The organism is Desulfohalobium retbaense DSM 5692 (assembly GCF_000024325.1).
GTDB lineage: Bacteria > Desulfobacterota > Desulfovibrionia > Desulfovibrionales > Desulfohalobiaceae > Desulfohalobium > Desulfohalobium retbaense.
Window position 1 is genome coordinate 240,789 of sequence record NC_013223.1, and the last position, 15,157, is coordinate 255,945.

General features: G+C 58.3%; 15 protein-coding genes. 1 reads left to right on the top strand and 14 read right to left on the bottom strand.

What is annotated here, in order from left to right:
* Positions 1 to 6 precede the first annotated feature (6 nt).
* Positions 7 to 168 carry a hypothetical protein gene (locus tag DRET_RS13725; protein ID WP_015750649.1) on the bottom strand — a complete coding sequence of 54 codons (162 nt, stop codon included), beginning with the start codon at positions 166 to 168 and terminating at the stop codon, positions 7 to 9.
* Positions 169 to 300: 132 nt separating this feature from the next.
* On the bottom strand, positions 301 to 936 hold the full coding sequence (locus DRET_RS00940; RefSeq protein WP_015750650.1) for a LexA family transcriptional regulator: 636 nt from the start codon (positions 934 to 936) through the stop codon (positions 301 to 303).
* A 258-nt stretch (positions 937 to 1,194) separates the two neighbouring features.
* Here DRET_RS00940 and DRET_RS00945 point away from each other — a divergent pair, with 258 nt between their 5' ends.
* Positions 1,195 to 2,139 (top strand): patatin-like phospholipase family protein, encoded by a 945-nt coding sequence (locus DRET_RS00945; protein WP_015750651.1) that lies wholly within the window; start codon positions 1,195 to 1,197, stop codon positions 2,137 to 2,139.
* 146 nt (positions 2,140 to 2,285) lie between these two features.
* Here DRET_RS00945 and DRET_RS00950 read toward each other — a convergent pair whose 3' ends face one another.
* From DRET_RS00950 to DRET_RS01005, 12 genes are all read right to left on the bottom strand, one after another.
* Positions 2,286 to 2,765, bottom strand: coding sequence for a ferritin-like domain-containing protein (locus DRET_RS00950; RefSeq protein ID WP_015750652.1), 480 nt, complete (start codon positions 2,763 to 2,765; stop codon positions 2,286 to 2,288).
* A gap of 15 nt (positions 2,766 to 2,780) precedes the next feature.
* Positions 2,781 to 3,626, bottom strand: coding sequence for an FAD/NAD(P)-binding protein (locus tag DRET_RS00955; RefSeq protein WP_015750653.1), 846 nt, complete (start codon positions 3,624 to 3,626; stop codon positions 2,781 to 2,783).
* Entirely contained in the window at positions 3,619 to 4,668 is a 1,050-nt protein-coding gene (locus DRET_RS00960) for a 4Fe-4S dicluster domain-containing protein (RefSeq protein WP_015750654.1), read from the bottom strand. Before DRET_RS00960 ends, DRET_RS00955 begins: the two co-directional genes overlap by 8 nt.
* Positions 4,668 to 5,624, bottom strand: a complete 957-nt coding sequence (locus DRET_RS00965) for a 4Fe-4S dicluster domain-containing protein (RefSeq protein WP_015750655.1) — start codon at positions 5,622 to 5,624, stop codon at positions 4,668 to 4,670. The genes DRET_RS00960 and DRET_RS00965 overlap by 1 nt, the downstream gene beginning before the upstream one ends.
* A gap of 27 nt (positions 5,625 to 5,651) precedes the next feature.
* Positions 5,652 to 6,098, bottom strand: a complete 447-nt coding sequence (locus tag DRET_RS13855) for a hydrogenase iron-sulfur subunit (RefSeq protein ID WP_015750656.1) — start codon at positions 6,096 to 6,098, stop codon at positions 5,652 to 5,654.
* On the bottom strand, positions 6,065 to 8,047 hold the full coding sequence (locus DRET_RS00975) for a CoB--CoM heterodisulfide reductase iron-sulfur subunit A family protein (protein WP_015750657.1): 1,983 nt from the start codon (positions 8,045 to 8,047) through the stop codon (positions 6,065 to 6,067). The genes DRET_RS13855 and DRET_RS00975 overlap by 34 nt, the downstream gene beginning before the upstream one ends.
* 85 nt (positions 8,048 to 8,132) lie before the next feature.
* Positions 8,133 to 9,035, bottom strand: coding sequence for a CoB--CoM heterodisulfide reductase iron-sulfur subunit B family protein (locus DRET_RS00980; protein WP_015750658.1), 903 nt, complete (start codon positions 9,033 to 9,035; stop codon positions 8,133 to 8,135).
* A gap of 2 nt (positions 9,036 to 9,037) precedes the next feature.
* Positions 9,038 to 9,679 (bottom strand): 4Fe-4S dicluster domain-containing protein, encoded by a 642-nt coding sequence (locus tag DRET_RS00985; protein WP_015750659.1) that lies wholly within the window; start codon positions 9,677 to 9,679, stop codon positions 9,038 to 9,040.
* Between the two features lie 132 nt (positions 9,680 to 9,811).
* Positions 9,812 to 10,993 carry an iron-containing alcohol dehydrogenase gene (locus DRET_RS00990; RefSeq protein ID WP_015750660.1) on the bottom strand — a complete coding sequence of 394 codons (1,182 nt, stop codon included), beginning with the start codon at positions 10,991 to 10,993 and terminating at the stop codon, positions 9,812 to 9,814.
* A 413-nt stretch (positions 10,994 to 11,406) separates the two neighbouring features.
* The gene (locus tag DRET_RS00995; protein WP_015750661.1) at positions 11,407 to 12,756 is read right to left on the bottom strand and encodes a sigma-54-dependent transcriptional regulator; all 1,350 of its coding nucleotides are present in this window, start codon (positions 12,754 to 12,756) and stop codon (positions 11,407 to 11,409) included.
* Complete coding sequence (locus DRET_RS01000) at positions 12,725 to 13,951, bottom strand: two-component system sensor histidine kinase NtrB (protein ID WP_015750662.1); 1,227 nt, start codon at positions 13,949 to 13,951, stop codon at positions 12,725 to 12,727. The genes DRET_RS00995 and DRET_RS01000 overlap by 32 nt, the downstream gene beginning before the upstream one ends.
* Complete coding sequence (locus DRET_RS01005) at positions 13,951 to 15,093, bottom strand: iron-containing alcohol dehydrogenase (protein ID WP_015750663.1); 1,143 nt, start codon at positions 15,091 to 15,093, stop codon at positions 13,951 to 13,953. The genes DRET_RS01000 and DRET_RS01005 overlap by 1 nt, the downstream gene beginning before the upstream one ends.
* Between the last annotated feature and the right edge of the window lie 64 nt (positions 15,094 to 15,157).

Here is a 15,157-nt window from a genome sequence, read left to right on the forward strand (position 1 = left end):
TCCCAGTTACGGCAAGCGATTGATATCGAGAATGCGGCCGCAGTTGGGACAGATGCGCAGGGTTTCCTGAGGATGCGCGTGCCGATTGAGTTGAGGAATCCAGCCCTGGTTCGTGTGGTAATAATTGACCCAGATGGTTCGTCCACACGTGCAATACCGTTTTTGCATGACCGTCTCCTTGGTTGTTGCGTAAGTGTTTATTTTACTTAACAGCGGTGGTCGAAAAAAACGGCCTGAAGGCCGCATGCCAGAAAGTCGCGCCGGGAGGTCAGGTGCGCCCATGCATTGGCCCAGCCTGGATCAGAGGAGTTCGCGTCCCACCCAGAGAATGCGACCGATACAGGTCACGGCCTCGATTTCGTCTCCTTGCAGCACAATGGGGGTGTACCGCTGGTTGGTACTCAAAAGCACCAGTTTGTTCGGATGCTTTTCCACACGCTTGACCATGACGGTGTCTTCCACGCCCATGGCATACATTCCCCCGGCATAGATCTCCTGCTGGTTTTGATCCACCAGGACGGTGTCCCCTTCCTTGAGTTCGGGTTCCATGCTGTCGCCCATGATGTCCATAAGGACCATGCAACCGGGTTGTCCCTTCCCCCGGAGCCAGTCACGGCGGAAGGAATAATAGCCCTCCACGGCCTGTTCCGTTTCAAAGGAGCCGCCACCGGCGCTCAGACGGGCTTTGACTTTGGGGATGGTTGCAAAGGTATCCGGCCCGGGGCGCATTGGACCTTGTCCGGTTTCCAGCCAGGTCCGATTGAGCCCCAGGTGGCGTGAGAGTTGCCAGACCCACCGTTGCGGGACTTCTCCGGTGCGTTTGGCCTGGGTCACGGCAGAGCGGTTGACCTGGAGGAGATTGGCCAGCTCTGACTGGGTCGTGATGCCCAGCGCCTCTTGGAGACGCTTGAAAAAGAGATCAAATTCTATATGCATATCCGACCGGGCGTTGGTTGGGTTTATCTTTGCAGGCGCGGCAAAGGAAAAACAGATGGTGGTGATGTGTTCTTCTGTTGCTTTATATAAACATTTGTCAGCCTCCATGGCAAGAGGTAATTTGGGTTCGCTCGAAATTTTCCGCTTGGGCGGCGGTATCTGCCCCAAGCGCAGATATTACGGCGTGCCTTCCTGCCCGAGGAGAGGTGCATCGCCCTCTTCGTGGTGCCAGGCGTGCTGAAAAATGGAGAAAAATATATGCATATCGAGGCCTTGCGCCAAAAAAAGATCGGCATAGCCCTGAGTTGCGGAGCCGCACGAGGGTTCGCCCATCTGGGCGTTTTGGACGAGTTGGATAGGGCCGGTATCCACCCCTGCTGCATTGCCGGTAGCAGCGCCGGAGCTTTGGTGGGGGCGTTATATAGCGGCGGACGTTTTCAGGATTATATCGAGCGTATTCAGCATTGGACCCGAAAGGATACGCTGGCCATGATGGATCCGGTAGTGCCGCGGTCAGGTCTGATCAATGGCGACCGGATTCTGGAATTCAACAGTTCCTTTTTTACCGTCGAGAAGATTGAGGCGTGCGCTCCTGCTTTAGCAGTCGTGGCCACCGAAGCTCTGACGGGCAAGGAGTTGGTCTTGCAGCAGGGAGATTTGCGCTCCGCCATTCGGGGCAGTATTTCTATCCCAGGCCTGTTCACACCGGCTCCCTGGGAGGGGACCTTCCTTTTGGACGGTGGGCTGGTCAATCCGTTACCCGTCAATGTCTGCCGTGATCTCGGGGCTGAAATCATTATTGCCGTGGATGTCAATTCACAAATGGTCCTGCCCTTGGAGACCAGGGAAAATGAAACAGCCGAACATGAGGAGGCCGTGCCGGAAATCCCTTCAACCTGGCATAAGGTCCTGGGGTCAAGTCAGACGTATCTGTTTCAGTTGGTGCAGAACTGGTTGGGCAACACCAACTCTCAGCGGAAAAAAACGGCCTTTGAAAAAGGCATTGTCGACACCATGCTGCATTCGATCACGATTATGCAGCGAGCGGTCCAGCAAGCCCATCTGCAGACGACACGTCCGGAATTTTTGCTCCAGCCGCAGATAAATGGCGTTCGGCTCATGGATTTCCATCACGCCGCCTCGACTATCGAGGCCGGACGTCAGGCTGTGCAGGATTTTCTCAACAATCTGGATTCCCTGTAATCCGGTCCGGTATCTGGGACGGTTACTTACAAAGCCGGCTGTCGCGCTTTCGCGACAGCCGGCTTTGTTGGCCATGGACCCGCGTCCATGGGGCGGTGATGATTCATCCACCAGATACGAATTCAGGGTGCTTTTTGCGCCGCAAGCTAGAGTGATTTGAGCATGGTCCGCAACTTGCGCAGATGGTCGCGTTCTTCTTCTATGCACTCCTGCACGAAGCGTTTTTCACTTTCGGGCACGAGTTCACGCATTTCCATAAAAAACAAGATGGTGTCCTTCTCAAAACCCATGGCGAAGCGCAAGGCCTCGGCCTCGCTTTGCATATGGGTCAAAATGGTGTCCCCAAGCCCGTCGCCGAACAGGATGTGTGATTCAACGAGGGATTCGAGATATTCCTGATATTCCTGGTCCGTGGACCAGGCCGGGAGTTCAAACTGACCAACCCGCTGCAGCAGGCCCTGGAAGGTCTCCCGGTGTTTGATCTCCTCTCCGCCGAGATAGAGAAACAGATCACGGACCTGCTCATTGGCCGCCTTGCCGGCTACCCGCTTGTAAAAGCTCTCGCCTTTGGTCTCGACCTGAATCGCGGCCTCAACGATATCGCCGGCTGTAAAAATTCCCGCCATGACAACCTCCGCAGACTAGAGCTCCGAAGGGAGCTGTTTGAGTTGGGCGTAGGAGAACACCGGCCCATCGACACAGACATAGTGGGTGCCGATGTTGCAACGGCCACATAGGCCGATGCCGCACTTCATCCGTTTTTCCAACGTGGTGATGATCTGCTCGTCCTCGAAGCCGAGTTTCTTCAAGGCTTCGATGGTAAACTTGATCATGATCGGCGGGCCGCAGGTCACGGCCACCGTATTTTCCGGAGAAGGTTCCTCCTCAAGAAGAACGTGGGGGATGAGCCCGACGCGTTTGTCCCAGTCCGGGTGTTCGCGGTCTACGGTCAAAACGAGGTCCAGATCGTCGCGGGCCTCCCATTCAGGGATCTCCCCGCGGTAGGTCAGGTCATACGGTCCGCGTGCGCCGTAGATGAGCTTGATCTGGCCGTAGTCGTCGCGGTTGTCGAGCATGTACAAAAGCAGGGTCCGCAAAGGGGCCATGCCAATGCCGCCGCCGATAAAAAGGATATTTTTGCCCTGCATCTGCTGGTAGGGAAACCAATTGCCCAGCGGCGCCCGGACACCCACCTTGTCCCCGGCTCTGAGGTCGTGGAGCTTGGTGGTCACTTCTCCGGCTCGCATGACGCTGAACTGGAGATATTCCATGCGGCTTGGCGGAGAATTGATGACAAAGGTCGACTCGCCAGTACCGAAGACGGAAAGTTGGCCGACCTGGCCCGGCTCAAAGGAAAAGGAACGCATCTTTTCCTCGTCGTCCAGGGTGACCCGGAAGGTTTTGATATTCTGGGTTTCCTCTATGACCTCCTGGATAGTCGCCAGTTCCGGGAGGTAGGGGTTGTCGTTGGTACAATAGTTAACCATTGGCCTCCTCCTTGGCGCGCAGGACTATTTCCCGGATATCGACCGCGACCGGGCAGTGTTTGATGCAGCGCCCACATCCACAGCAGGCGATCGCCCCCTCATGCAGATCCGGGTAATAGCAGAATTTGTGCCCCACCCGGTTGCGCAAGCGGTGGGCCTTGGTCGGTCGGGGGTTGTGCATGCTGGCTTCCAGGGTGAACAAAAAGGACATGCAGGTATCCCAGGTCCGCACTCGGCGCCCTTCATACCCGCTGCCTTCATCGGTGATATTGAAGCAGTAGCAGGTCGGGCACAGATAGGTACACGCCCCGCAGGCGATACATTTCGCGGACATAGCTTCCCAGAAGTCCATGTCTTCAAAGAGCTTGAGGAGCTTGGCCGGGACGTCGGAAAGATCGGGGGCAGTGCCCATGGCCGCAAGGGCTTCTTCGTGTTGGGTCTTTGCCGCCGCTTCTTTGCCTCCGGCCTCGCCAAAGAGGGTGGAGGAGAGCAGGGCCTCTCCGGTGTCGGTGCACGCTTCGGCGACGTAGCCGCCCTCAACTTCCGTGAGCAGGACGTCTGAACCAGTGGTGTCTGCAGGGCCGCCTCCCGTCCAATGACAAAAGCAGGAGTTCTCAGGACGTTTGCAGGCAATACTGACAAACGCGGTCTGCTCCCGACGAGACTTGTAAAACGGGTCACACACGGCGTCCGAGGTGTAGACCCGGTCGTACGTGGCAAAGCCGCGGGCACCGCAAGGCCGGCAGCCGACTACCACTGCGGCCGGAGCCTCGGGGCGGGATTCGATCTCGATGTCGTTGCGGCCCGGATCGTCCTCGCGTTTGGTGTATTTGTAATGCACCAGCTCCTCGGTCTGCGGGAAAACGACCTCTTTAGGAGGGGTTGTCGGCTGGCGGTCCAGCACGAGCTCGGCCTGCTCCGAAAAGGGGGCGAAGACCACGCTCTGTTTGTCCTGAACCGGTACATAGACCTGTCGCGTCTGTTGCAATTCGGTCAGCCAACGCGGGAGATCCTGAGCGGCTATGAATTTGGTCGCACCCATTACCATCCTCTCTCGTTGATCTTCGCCTCTTCCACTTGGAACGTGAACAGCGGCGGTGTGGCTTCGGGGTCTGTGCCTGCCTCGAAATCGAACATCTCTTTGATCTCCCTGTTCATTTTGCGCTTGAGCGTCAAAATGGGGATATCCATGGGGCATGCCCGCTCACATTCCCCGCACTCGGTGCACCGGCCGGCCAAGTGCTGGGCGTGGATGATCTGGAAAAGCCATTTTTCAGCTACTCCGGTCTCCTGACTGATCCATTGCGGGTCCCGGGTCTGGGCGATGCAATGGTCACGGCAGACGCACATGGGGCAGGCGTTGCGGCAGGCGTAACAGCGGATGCAGCGATCGAGCTGGGCTGTCCAGTACTGCATGCGTTCGTCGTAGCTCATGGCCTCGAGGGCTTCGAGATCCGGGTCCGTCGGATCCTTTACCGGCTCCCGCGGCTCGCCAAGGACCTGGTCGGCAATGATCGGGTTGGGGTAGCGGCAGGAGAGGCATTTTTGGGGCCGCAGCTCCGCAATAGAGAGCCGGTGGTCCCCGGAGTCGGTCTGCACCACCAGAGCGTCACCTTCCTCGCGGACCTCGCGAACAAAGCCAGCCTCTGGCCCGAGGGCTTCTTCGACCTTGGCCAGATCGACGATGCCCTCGCAGGGCAGTCCGAAAACAGTCAGGTTCTCCCGCTCGATCAAGGATTCCTCGAGCAATTGGACAATGGAGCGGCTGTCGCAGCCCTTGACCACGACCCCGACCTTTTTGCCCTTGAGTCCCGGCAGATAGGTGGCCAGATTGTGCACGCACAGCGGCCCCCAGGTCATCTTGTCCAGATCGCCCTGTTCACGAATGAAAAGCGGGGTGGCATGCAAGGGATCGAACCCCGTGCCCCAGGCGATCACCATGTCTAACTCCGGCAGTTTGTGCCGGATTGCGTCTTGTAATTGTTCCAGTTGCGACACCCTGTCCTCCTCTGGGTTCGATGGATGCTAGGCTTGAAGGGCCGGAGCGCATTGCTTTTCAATGGCCGGGGCCGGTCCCAGGGTGTGGATGCGCTCGGTAAAGCGGGTAACGACGGTCTGCCACCGTTTGCCCTCAGAGGCGGAGACCCAGGTGTACTCAAATCGTTCCGGATCGATGCCCAGCACCGGCAAGGTCCGTTTGAGCAGCTCCAGCCTCCGGCGGGCGTAGTAATTGCCCTCAGAATAGTGGCAGTCCCGAGGGTGGCAGCCTGAAACGAGCACACCGTCCGCCCCGCCAAAAAAGGCCTTCATGATAAAAAGCGGGTTGGCGCGCCCGGTGCAGGGCAGCCGCACAATGCGCAAATCCATCGGCTGTTCGAAGCGCGAGACACCGGCGGTGTCCGCCCCGCCGTACGAACACCAATTACACAGAAAGCCCACTATGCGGAGCTTGTTTCCATCTTGGGCTGACATAAGGCACTGACCTCCGCGAGGATTTGATTGTCGGTGAAGTGTTGGAGCTGGATGGCGCCCTGGGGGCAGGTCACGTTACATATGCCGCAGCCCTGGCAGACCGAGGCGATGACTTCGGCCTTGGGGTTGCCGCCGCGGTCCTGGCTTTCCTGAATGGCGCCGAAAGGACAGGTGTTCACACACTTGAAACAGCCCACACAGCGCGCCAGTTGGACCTGGGCCACTTGCGGATCGGCTTCGAGTTGATCCTTGGAAAACAGGGCCAGGACCTTGGAGGCCGCCGCGGACCCCTGTCCGACAGAGGCTGGAATGTCCTTGGCTCCCTGGCAGGCTCCGGCGAGATAGACACCGGCGGTGTTGGTCTCCACCGGGCGCAGCTTGGGGTGGCTTTCCATGTAGAAGCCATAGGTGTCGTAGGAGATGCGCAGGGTTTCGGCCAATTTTTCCGCGCCGTCAGCACATTCCGCTCCGACCGCGAGAACGACCAGGTCGGCGTCGATCTCCACCTGGGTGCCGAGCAGGGTGTCCACACCCCGCACAACATAGCGCTCGCCCTTGGGGTAGATCATCGAGACCCGGCCGCGGATATAGTTGGCTCCATATTCCTCCATGGCCCGCCGGGTGAATTCGTCGTACATTTTCCCAGGGGCCCGGATGTCCATGTAGAAGACATAGGACTGGGATTCGGGGAGGTGGTCCTTGGTCAGGATCGTTTGCTTGGCCGTGTACATGCAGCAAAAGCCGGAACAATAGGGCCGGTTTACGGACTTGTCCCGACTGCCGACGCATTGGATGAAAACGACGTTTTCCGGTTCCTTGCCGTCAGAGGGGCGTTTGATATGCCCCCCCGTGGGGCCGGAGGCGTTCAGGATTCGTTCGTACTGCATGGAGGTGATGACGTCGGCAAACCGCCCGCCGCCGTACTCACCGTATTTGGAATGGTCAAAGAGATCGTAGCCGGTGGCGGTGATGACCGCGCCGATCTTTTCGGTGACGATCTCGTCTTGCATCTCGAAGTTGATGGCCTCGGTCGGGCAGACCTTGGCGCAGACGCCGCATTTGCCTTTGGTGAAGCGACGGCAATAGTCCGCGTCAATGGTCGCTTTCTTGGGTGTGGCCTGCGGGAAGGGAATATTGATGGCCGTGGTCGTCGAGATGCCTTCGTTGAAATAGTCGTAGGCCTTTTTGCTGGGGCATTTTTCCATGCACAGGCCGCAGCCGGTGCACTTCTCCCAGTCGACATAGGTGGCCTTGCGCCGGACCGTGGCCTCGAAATTGCCGACATAACCGCCCAGGGACTCGATCTCCGAATAGGCGTACAGGGTGATGTTCGGATGCATGGCGACGTCGACCATTTTGGGCCCAAGGACACACGAGGAACAGTCCACCGTAGGGAAGGTCTTGTCGAGCTTGGCCATTTTCCCGCCGATCGTGGAGGACTTTTCGACCAGCACGACCTCGAGGCCGCCGTCAGCGCAATCGAGGGCGGCCTGAATGCCGGCCACGCCTCCGCCGATGACCATGACCCGTTTGGTGACGTCGAATTTTTCCGAGATCAAAGGCCGGTCGCGGCGCAGTTTTTCCACGGCCATGCGGATGAGTTCAGAGGCCTTGTCCGTATTGGCGGCGACGTCCTTGGAGACCCAGGAGACGTGCTCGCGGATGTTGGCCATCTCAAACATGTACGCATTGAGGCCGGCGCGTTGCACCGCCCGGCGAAAGGTTGGCTCGTGCATGCGCGGGGTGCACGAGGCCACCACCACGCCATCCAACCCCTTTTCCTGGACGGCCTGGACGATCCCCTCCTGGCCCGGTTCGGAACAGGCGTACATGGTGTCTGTGGCAAAGGCCACTTCCGGAAAGTCCCGGGCGGTTTCAGCCACTTCCTGGACGTTGACTGTTCCCGCGATATTGCTGCCGCAGTGGCAGACAAAAACGCCGATTCGCATTGCGTTGACTCCTTGCTTAGGCTGCCCCGATAAACGGGGCTCGGTCGCGACGGTTGCCGTTAGGTGAGCGGATACCTGACCCCGGTCAGGAGGCGGCCTCGGCGATGGCCCTGGCCTTGGCCTTGTTCAGGACATCCTTGGGACTCACCGCGAGTTTTTCCAATCCGAGTTCTCGTCCCGGCAGGCCCAGCGCCAGCCCCAGCAGCTGGGTGAAGTAAAAGACCGGTATGTTGTGGTTGGCGTTTTGGGCCTTGTTGATCTGTTTCTGCCGCAGATCAAGGTTCATCTGGCACAGCGGGCAGGCCGTGACCATGGCCATGGCGCCGACATCTTCGGCCAACGACAACAATTTATGGGAAAGATGGGTGACAACGTCCTTGCGCGGGATCCCGTAGGAGGCCCCGCAGCATTCGACCTTGAGCGGGTAGGGCAGTACCGTAGCCCCGCAGGCCTCCAGGACGCGGTCCATAGCCGTGGGGTTCTCGGGGTCGTCGAACTGCATGACATCAGGGGGACGATTCATGATGCAGCCGTAATACGGGGCCACGAGCAGACCGGTCAGTGGTTTTTGGACCTTGGAGGCCAGGGCGTCCACCCCGATGTCCTCGACAAGGATCTGCAGCGTGGATTTGACTTCGAGGTTTCCTGCATACGGCGTTTCCAAAAGTTCGTTCATCGCCGTGAGGCTGTCGGGATCCTCGGCTTTGCGGGCGGCCACCTTCAGATTGGTCAGGCAACTCGGACACGGCGTGGTTACACAGGTCGGCTCGAGTTGCTGAGCCAACTGGAGATTGCGCAGGGACAAGGCTCCGGAGAGCGTGTGGTCAACGGTGTGAGCCGGTGTCGAACCGCAGCAGCTCCAGTCCGGGATATCCCGGAGTTGGATGCCGAGTTTGTCACAACACGCCCGGGTGGATTTGTCGTAATCCGTGGCGGTTCCTATCTGGGAGCACCCAGGATAATACGCATAGATGGTCTCGGAGCGCATGCTTACTCTTCCCTCCTCAGTCGGCGCAGCCACGCGGCCACTGGACTCATACGTTCGGCCTGAAAAGGACGGTAGGCTTCCCGTCCTTGTTCCTGTTTTTCCATATAGCGATCAAAAATTGCGGCGACGTGCTCCTTGCCCTCAATGTTGTGGGGGGTGAAGCTGAGCTTGCCCTTGGCCATGACCGTGGGGCCCAATTCGGCATCGGTCATGACCCGTTTGCTGTGGGCGATGTACGAAGACATGGCCCCGAGTTCATAGACCCGGCCGTGTTTGTGGACCGATTCCAGGAAGGCGTCATAAAAGAGTTTGACGTTGCGTTCGGTGACGTAGCCTTCCCGGCGGGCCATATGCCGCAAAACATCCATGATCTGGGCCACATCGATATTGTTGGGACAGCGGGTGGTGCAGGATTGACAGGTGGCGCAGAGCCAAAGCGACCGGCTGCGCAGAACCGTGTCTTTTTGTCCCGCCTGAACGAGGCGCATGATCTGGTGCACCGGGATGTCATAGACGAAGGTGTAAGGACAGCCCGCCGTGCAGTTCCCGCATTGGTAGCACAGGGCGACATCCTGGTGACTTTCCTCGTTGACCTGTTGGGTAAAGGCAGGGTCGGTGTGGGTGGAAAGATTGATGGTCTGCATAGGGCGTCTTTTCCTCGCACTTCGTCTGGTCTGTTGGCTCGTGGTGATGAAAAAACGCTGCCCCCGTCGGACAGCGTATCTTTCAGTGAACGGGAGAGACGGAGCCCCGCCTCTCCCGGGACTGAACGGTATTTACAGAGCGGCCTTGTAAATGGCGGCCACGTCGGCGTCTGTGGGGCAGCGCGGATTGGTGAACCCACAGGCGTCTTTCTGGGCGTTTTCGGTCATGGTCTGGATGTCTTTTTCTTTGACATCGACGCCGTAGCGCTTGCCAAGCTCGACCAGGCCATCGGGGATGCCGACATCGGTGGAAAGGGTCTTGATGGCGTCGATAGCCTTTTCGGCCGCGGCGCGGGGGGCGAGACCTTCCACATTTTCGCCCATGGCCTTGGCCATGTCAATGAAGCGGTCCACTTTGGCGATGAGGTTGAATTTTTCAACGTGGGGCAGCAAGACGGCGTTACATTCACCGTGAGGCAGGTCGTAGAAGCCACCGAGTTGGTGGGCCATGGCGTGGACGTGGCCAAGGCTGGCGTTATTGAAGGCCATGCCGGCCAGGTACTGGGCGAAGGCCATTTTTTCGCGGGCTTCCATGTCTTGCCCATTGGCCACTGCCGGACGCAGATACTTAGCAATAAGCTGAATGGCCTGCAAGGCGCAAGCGTCAGTGATGGGGTTCGCAGCGAGGGAGACATAGGCCTCGACAGCGTGGGTCAGCGCGTCCATGCCTGTGGCCGCCGTCAGGGCCGGAGGCATGCCAACCATCAACAGGGGATCGTCGATGGCGATACCGGGGGTGACGCGCCAGTCCACAATCGCCATTTTCACTTTTCTGGAGGTATCGGTAATGATGCAAAACCGGGTCATTTCCGAGGCGGTGCCGGCGGTGGTGTTAACAGCCAGATACGGAGGCATGGGTTTTTCTGATTTATCGATGCCTTCAAAATCATGGATCTTGCCGCCGTTGGAGACGACCAGTCCGATGCCTTTGCCGCAGTCGTGGGAGGACCCGCCACCGAGGGAGATCAGGGAGTCGCAACCATTTTTCTGATAGATATCCACGCCGGCGTGGACGTTGTTGTCTGTGGGGTTGGGGATGGTTTCGTCGTAAATGACGCATTCCATGCCATTTTCTTTCAACAGATCGGCAATCTGTTGGGAGATCCCGGCCTTCGTGATACCTTTATCCGTAACAAGCAAAGGCTTGCTCCCGCCCAAGGCCTTGATCCGTTCCGGGATCTCCTTGTGGGCGCCGATTCCGATCAGGGTCACACTGGGGATAAAAAAACCGTAAACCATTTCCTGAACTGCCATGACTGACTCCTTTGGGGGTTAGAGTGGAAAAAAACAGTCATTGTGCGAAATACAGGCAGCAATTTCGGTTATGAGTGAGCAAATATCGGGCCAAATATAAAAAACTATTTATGGAAGGGGGTTATCGTTGAGTCAGGTCGAGAGACAGGTTCAAAGGGCCCCTGAAGTGGGCGGTCCGAGCAAGGCTGAGCGGGGGGTGGCGAGGGGGGTGTGAAAGAATAAATAGAAAAAACAGTGCGTTATGCTGTGTAGCAAAATGACACGGCCGTAACAGGGGTTTGGGAAAAAATGATACACTGGGCTGGGCACACATTCCATGCGGGCGGAGGGAAGCGAACGATGTGGCCGTAAGGGCTTTGTCGTCTCTTTGGCTCTTGCCGGAGTGACCGGCGACGGTGGTTCGCCGCAGAGAATCAGGAGGAGTCGAGGCCGTACTTTTGGAGTTTGCGGTACAGGGTTTTGCGGGAAACCCCGAGGGCTTCGGCGGCTTGGGAACGGTTGTAGTCGAAAAAGCGCAGAATACGTTGGATGTGGGCCTGTTCCACAGCCTCGAGACGCAAGGGATTCTGAGCCGGTTCCTCATTGTGGTGCTGGCCGCTGATTTCGCTTGGCAGGTCCCCTTCAGTGATTACCCCGGCTTCGGACAAAATGATGCTACGCTCCAGGACATTGCGCAGTTCGCGGATATTTCCCGGCCATTGGTAGTCGTACAGACATTGGGCGGCCCGGGGGGACAGGGTACACACGCCCTGGCCTCCGGCGAGTTTGTTCAAAAAGAACTCGACCAGCAGGGGGATGTCCTCCTTGCGTTCCCGCAAGGGGGGGATGGTGATGTGAAAGACGTTGATCCGGTGGAACAAGGCCTCGTGGAAGCGCCCGGCTTCGACCTCCTGGGCCAAGTCCCGGTTGGTGGCCAAAATGAGGCGGGCGTCGACCTCGCGTTCCTTTTTTTCCCCCACGCGGCGGTAGGTCTTGTTTTCCAGAACCCGCAGAAACGAGGCTTGGACCTCAAGCGGGAGTTCACCGATTTCATCCAGAAAAAGCGAGCCCTTGTGGGCGAAGGACAGAAGGCCTTCCTGGTTTTCCGTGGCTCCGGTGAAGGAACCCTTGATATGTCCGAATAGTTCGCTTCGAGCGAGCTCACGCTGGAGCGTGGCGCAATTTTTGGTCACCAACGGCTTTTGGGCCCGGGGGCTGTTGTAGTGTACGGCCCGGGAGACCACCTCTTTGCCAGCACCACTTTCACCGGTGACGAGCACCGGCACATTGGTCGGCGCTACTTTTTCGATCAGAAAGCGGATATGCTTCATTGCCGCGGAATTCCCAATGAGATTGTGCGAATCCTGCAATTTCTGCTGGTGGCGGCGGAAGATCCGATTGTCGCGCTGGAGACAGGCCCGCTGGTAGGCCTTGTCGATGACGAATTCCAGACGGTCGAGATTGAATGGTTTGGTAATATAGTCGTAGGCCCCGATTTTCATGGCCTCCACAGCGGAATCAATATCGCCGTGCCCGGTAATGAGAATCGTTTCTGCATCCGGCAGGACTTCCTTGAACTCGGCCAGGAGATCGAGCCCGTCACCATCCGGCAACCGGATGTCCAGTACCAGGACATCATAGGGGTGCTGCCCCACGGCCTCACGCGCCTGCTGGGCGTTTTCGGCAGTGTGGACAGCCCGGTTCGCAGAAGAAAGCTCTTTATGCAGCAGCCTCCGGATGGAGGCTTCGTCGTCAACGATAAGTACAAGTGATTGGCTGTTCACAAGCGTTTCCTTGCCGTTTAGGGAGGACAACACAAAAGCGGCTCCCCTTTTCAGGGGCGCTTTTGACGGAAATCTCACCGCCGTGGTTATGGACGATGGTGTAGCAGGTTGACAGGCCGATGCCCGTGCCACGCCCGACCGGCTTCGTCGTGAAAAAGGGCTCGAAGAGTTTGTCCAGATGTTCTTCCGGGATCCCCTCGCCGGTATCCTCGACGCACAATGCGACCTGACTCTCCGTACTCGAGGTACGGATGGTGATCACCCCCTCTTCGCCGATGGCGTCCAGGGCATTGGTCAACAGATTGAGAATGACCTGCTTCAGATGGGGCTCGTCGCCGCAAACCAAGGGCAATTCCGGTTCCAGGTCTTCCTGGAGCAACAGACCCTGATGGCGTTTAATCCGGTGCTGGAGAACTTTCAAGGTGTCCCGGATGAGGTTGTTCATGCTCAAGGAGCAAAAGGCGGATTCCCTGGGGCGGCTGAAGGTCAACAGGGTGCGCACGATTTCCTGGCACCGGTTGCATTCCTGGAGGATGGTCTCGGTGTACTCCTGAAAGTCGTTGGCCAATTCCTCGTCCACAGCCTCTTGAACCCGGGGCAGACGCCGCAAGATCCCCTGAGCGAAGCCCTGGATGCCGGCCAGGGGATTGTTGACTTCATGGGCCACACCTGCGGCGAGCATGCCAATGGTGGCCATTTTCTCGGCTTGATAGAATTGGGCCTGATACTCCTTTTCCAGGGTCACGTCCCGCTTGAACAACAGGACCCGGCCTTCTTGTCCTGGGGTGTCCTGCAAGGGAGAGGCCAACATATCGTATTGCCGGTTGCGTCCATTGACTTTGAAGATGGCGGTTTCCTTGCAGACTTCCCCGGAGCGCATGGATTCGCGGGCCGGACACCCCCGGCACGCCTTGGCCTGGCCGCGGAAAACCTCAAAACAATATTTTCCGACCGGGTTGGGCTCTTCAAAATGGTCGAAAAAGACCTGATTGACGGACAAAATGCGCATATCTGCCGAGAGCACGAGCATGATATCCGAGATGCCGTCCAAAATGGCCTGGATTTCGCGTTGCTTGTGTTCAAGCTCTTCGTTGGAGTGTCTGAGTTCAGCGACCTTGCGCTGGACTTCCTGGAAAAAACCGAGTTTGGAATGCTCGATGCCGATGATGTCTTCAAGGGTTGTTTGTGGTGCCATCACCAGACCTCCTGACAGAGGGTGAACAGATCGTCAGGCGATGCCGGCCTGGGGTTGCTGAGCATACAGGCATCCAGGGTGGCCATGTGGCAGATGGGCATCAGATCAGTGCCCGAGGGAAGGATTTCGCCCAAACGGGTCGGGATCTGGAAGGACTGGAAGAAGTCCTCCAGCCATTCGATTCCAGCCAGGGCGAGTCCGTTGCTGTCCGTGTGCCGGCGTCCCAGAACCGTGGCCCCGATGCGGTGCATTTTTTCCGGGCAGGAGGGGAGATTAAAACGCATGATCGGGGGCAGCAAAATCGGGTGGACAATGCCGTGCATGACGTCGAAGACCCCGCCGAGGGAATGGGCCAGGGCATGGTCGATGCCCAGGCCGGCGTTGCTGAAGGCCATGCCGGCAGCGGTGCTGGCGATGCTCAGTTGTTTGAGGGCCTCAGGGTCGCCGGTGGCCTGGGCGTGTTGGAGATTGGTGACGATGAGTTTGATGCTCTGCAGGGACTGGGTCTCGCTGAACGGGGAAGCGATCGGCGAGACGTAGGATTCAATGGCGTGGGCCAGGGCGTCGATGGCCGAGGTGATGATGAGTTCCGGCGGTTTGGTCTGCAGGATGACCGGATCGATAATGGAGATGTTCGGGACCAGGGTTCGGCTGATGATGGCCATTTTGACCTGGCGTTCCACGTCGGTGATGATGGCGAATTGGGAGATGTCGGAGCCGCTGCCGGCGGTGGAGGGCAGAAAGATCATTGGCGGCAACGGGTGCTCGATCCGGTTGGCTCCCTCATAATCCCGGACCCGTCCACCGTTGCTGGCCAGAAGGGCAATCCCTTTGGCCGTGTCCAGCGGGCTCCCGCCTCCCAGGGCGATGATGACATCGGCTCCTTCCTGGGCGTATTGGGCCGCGCCCTTTTCAATCTGATAGTCCCGGGGATTGGATTCGACCATGTTGAAATAGGTCCAGGGCAAGCGGTCCCGATCCAGAATATCGCAGGCCCGTTGGACCCAACCGGAGCGCTCCAGTCCGCTGTCACTGACGAAAAAGACCTTTTGGGCTCCGTGGCGTCGGGCACAGGAGGCGAGGTATTCCAGGCCGTTGTTACCGAAGATGATCTCCGGGATGGCAAATTTGGTGATTTCCATAGGCTAACCCCCTTGGAACAGGGGAGTGTCCCCCCTGTACGCCGGGTCGTTGGCGTTGCGTATG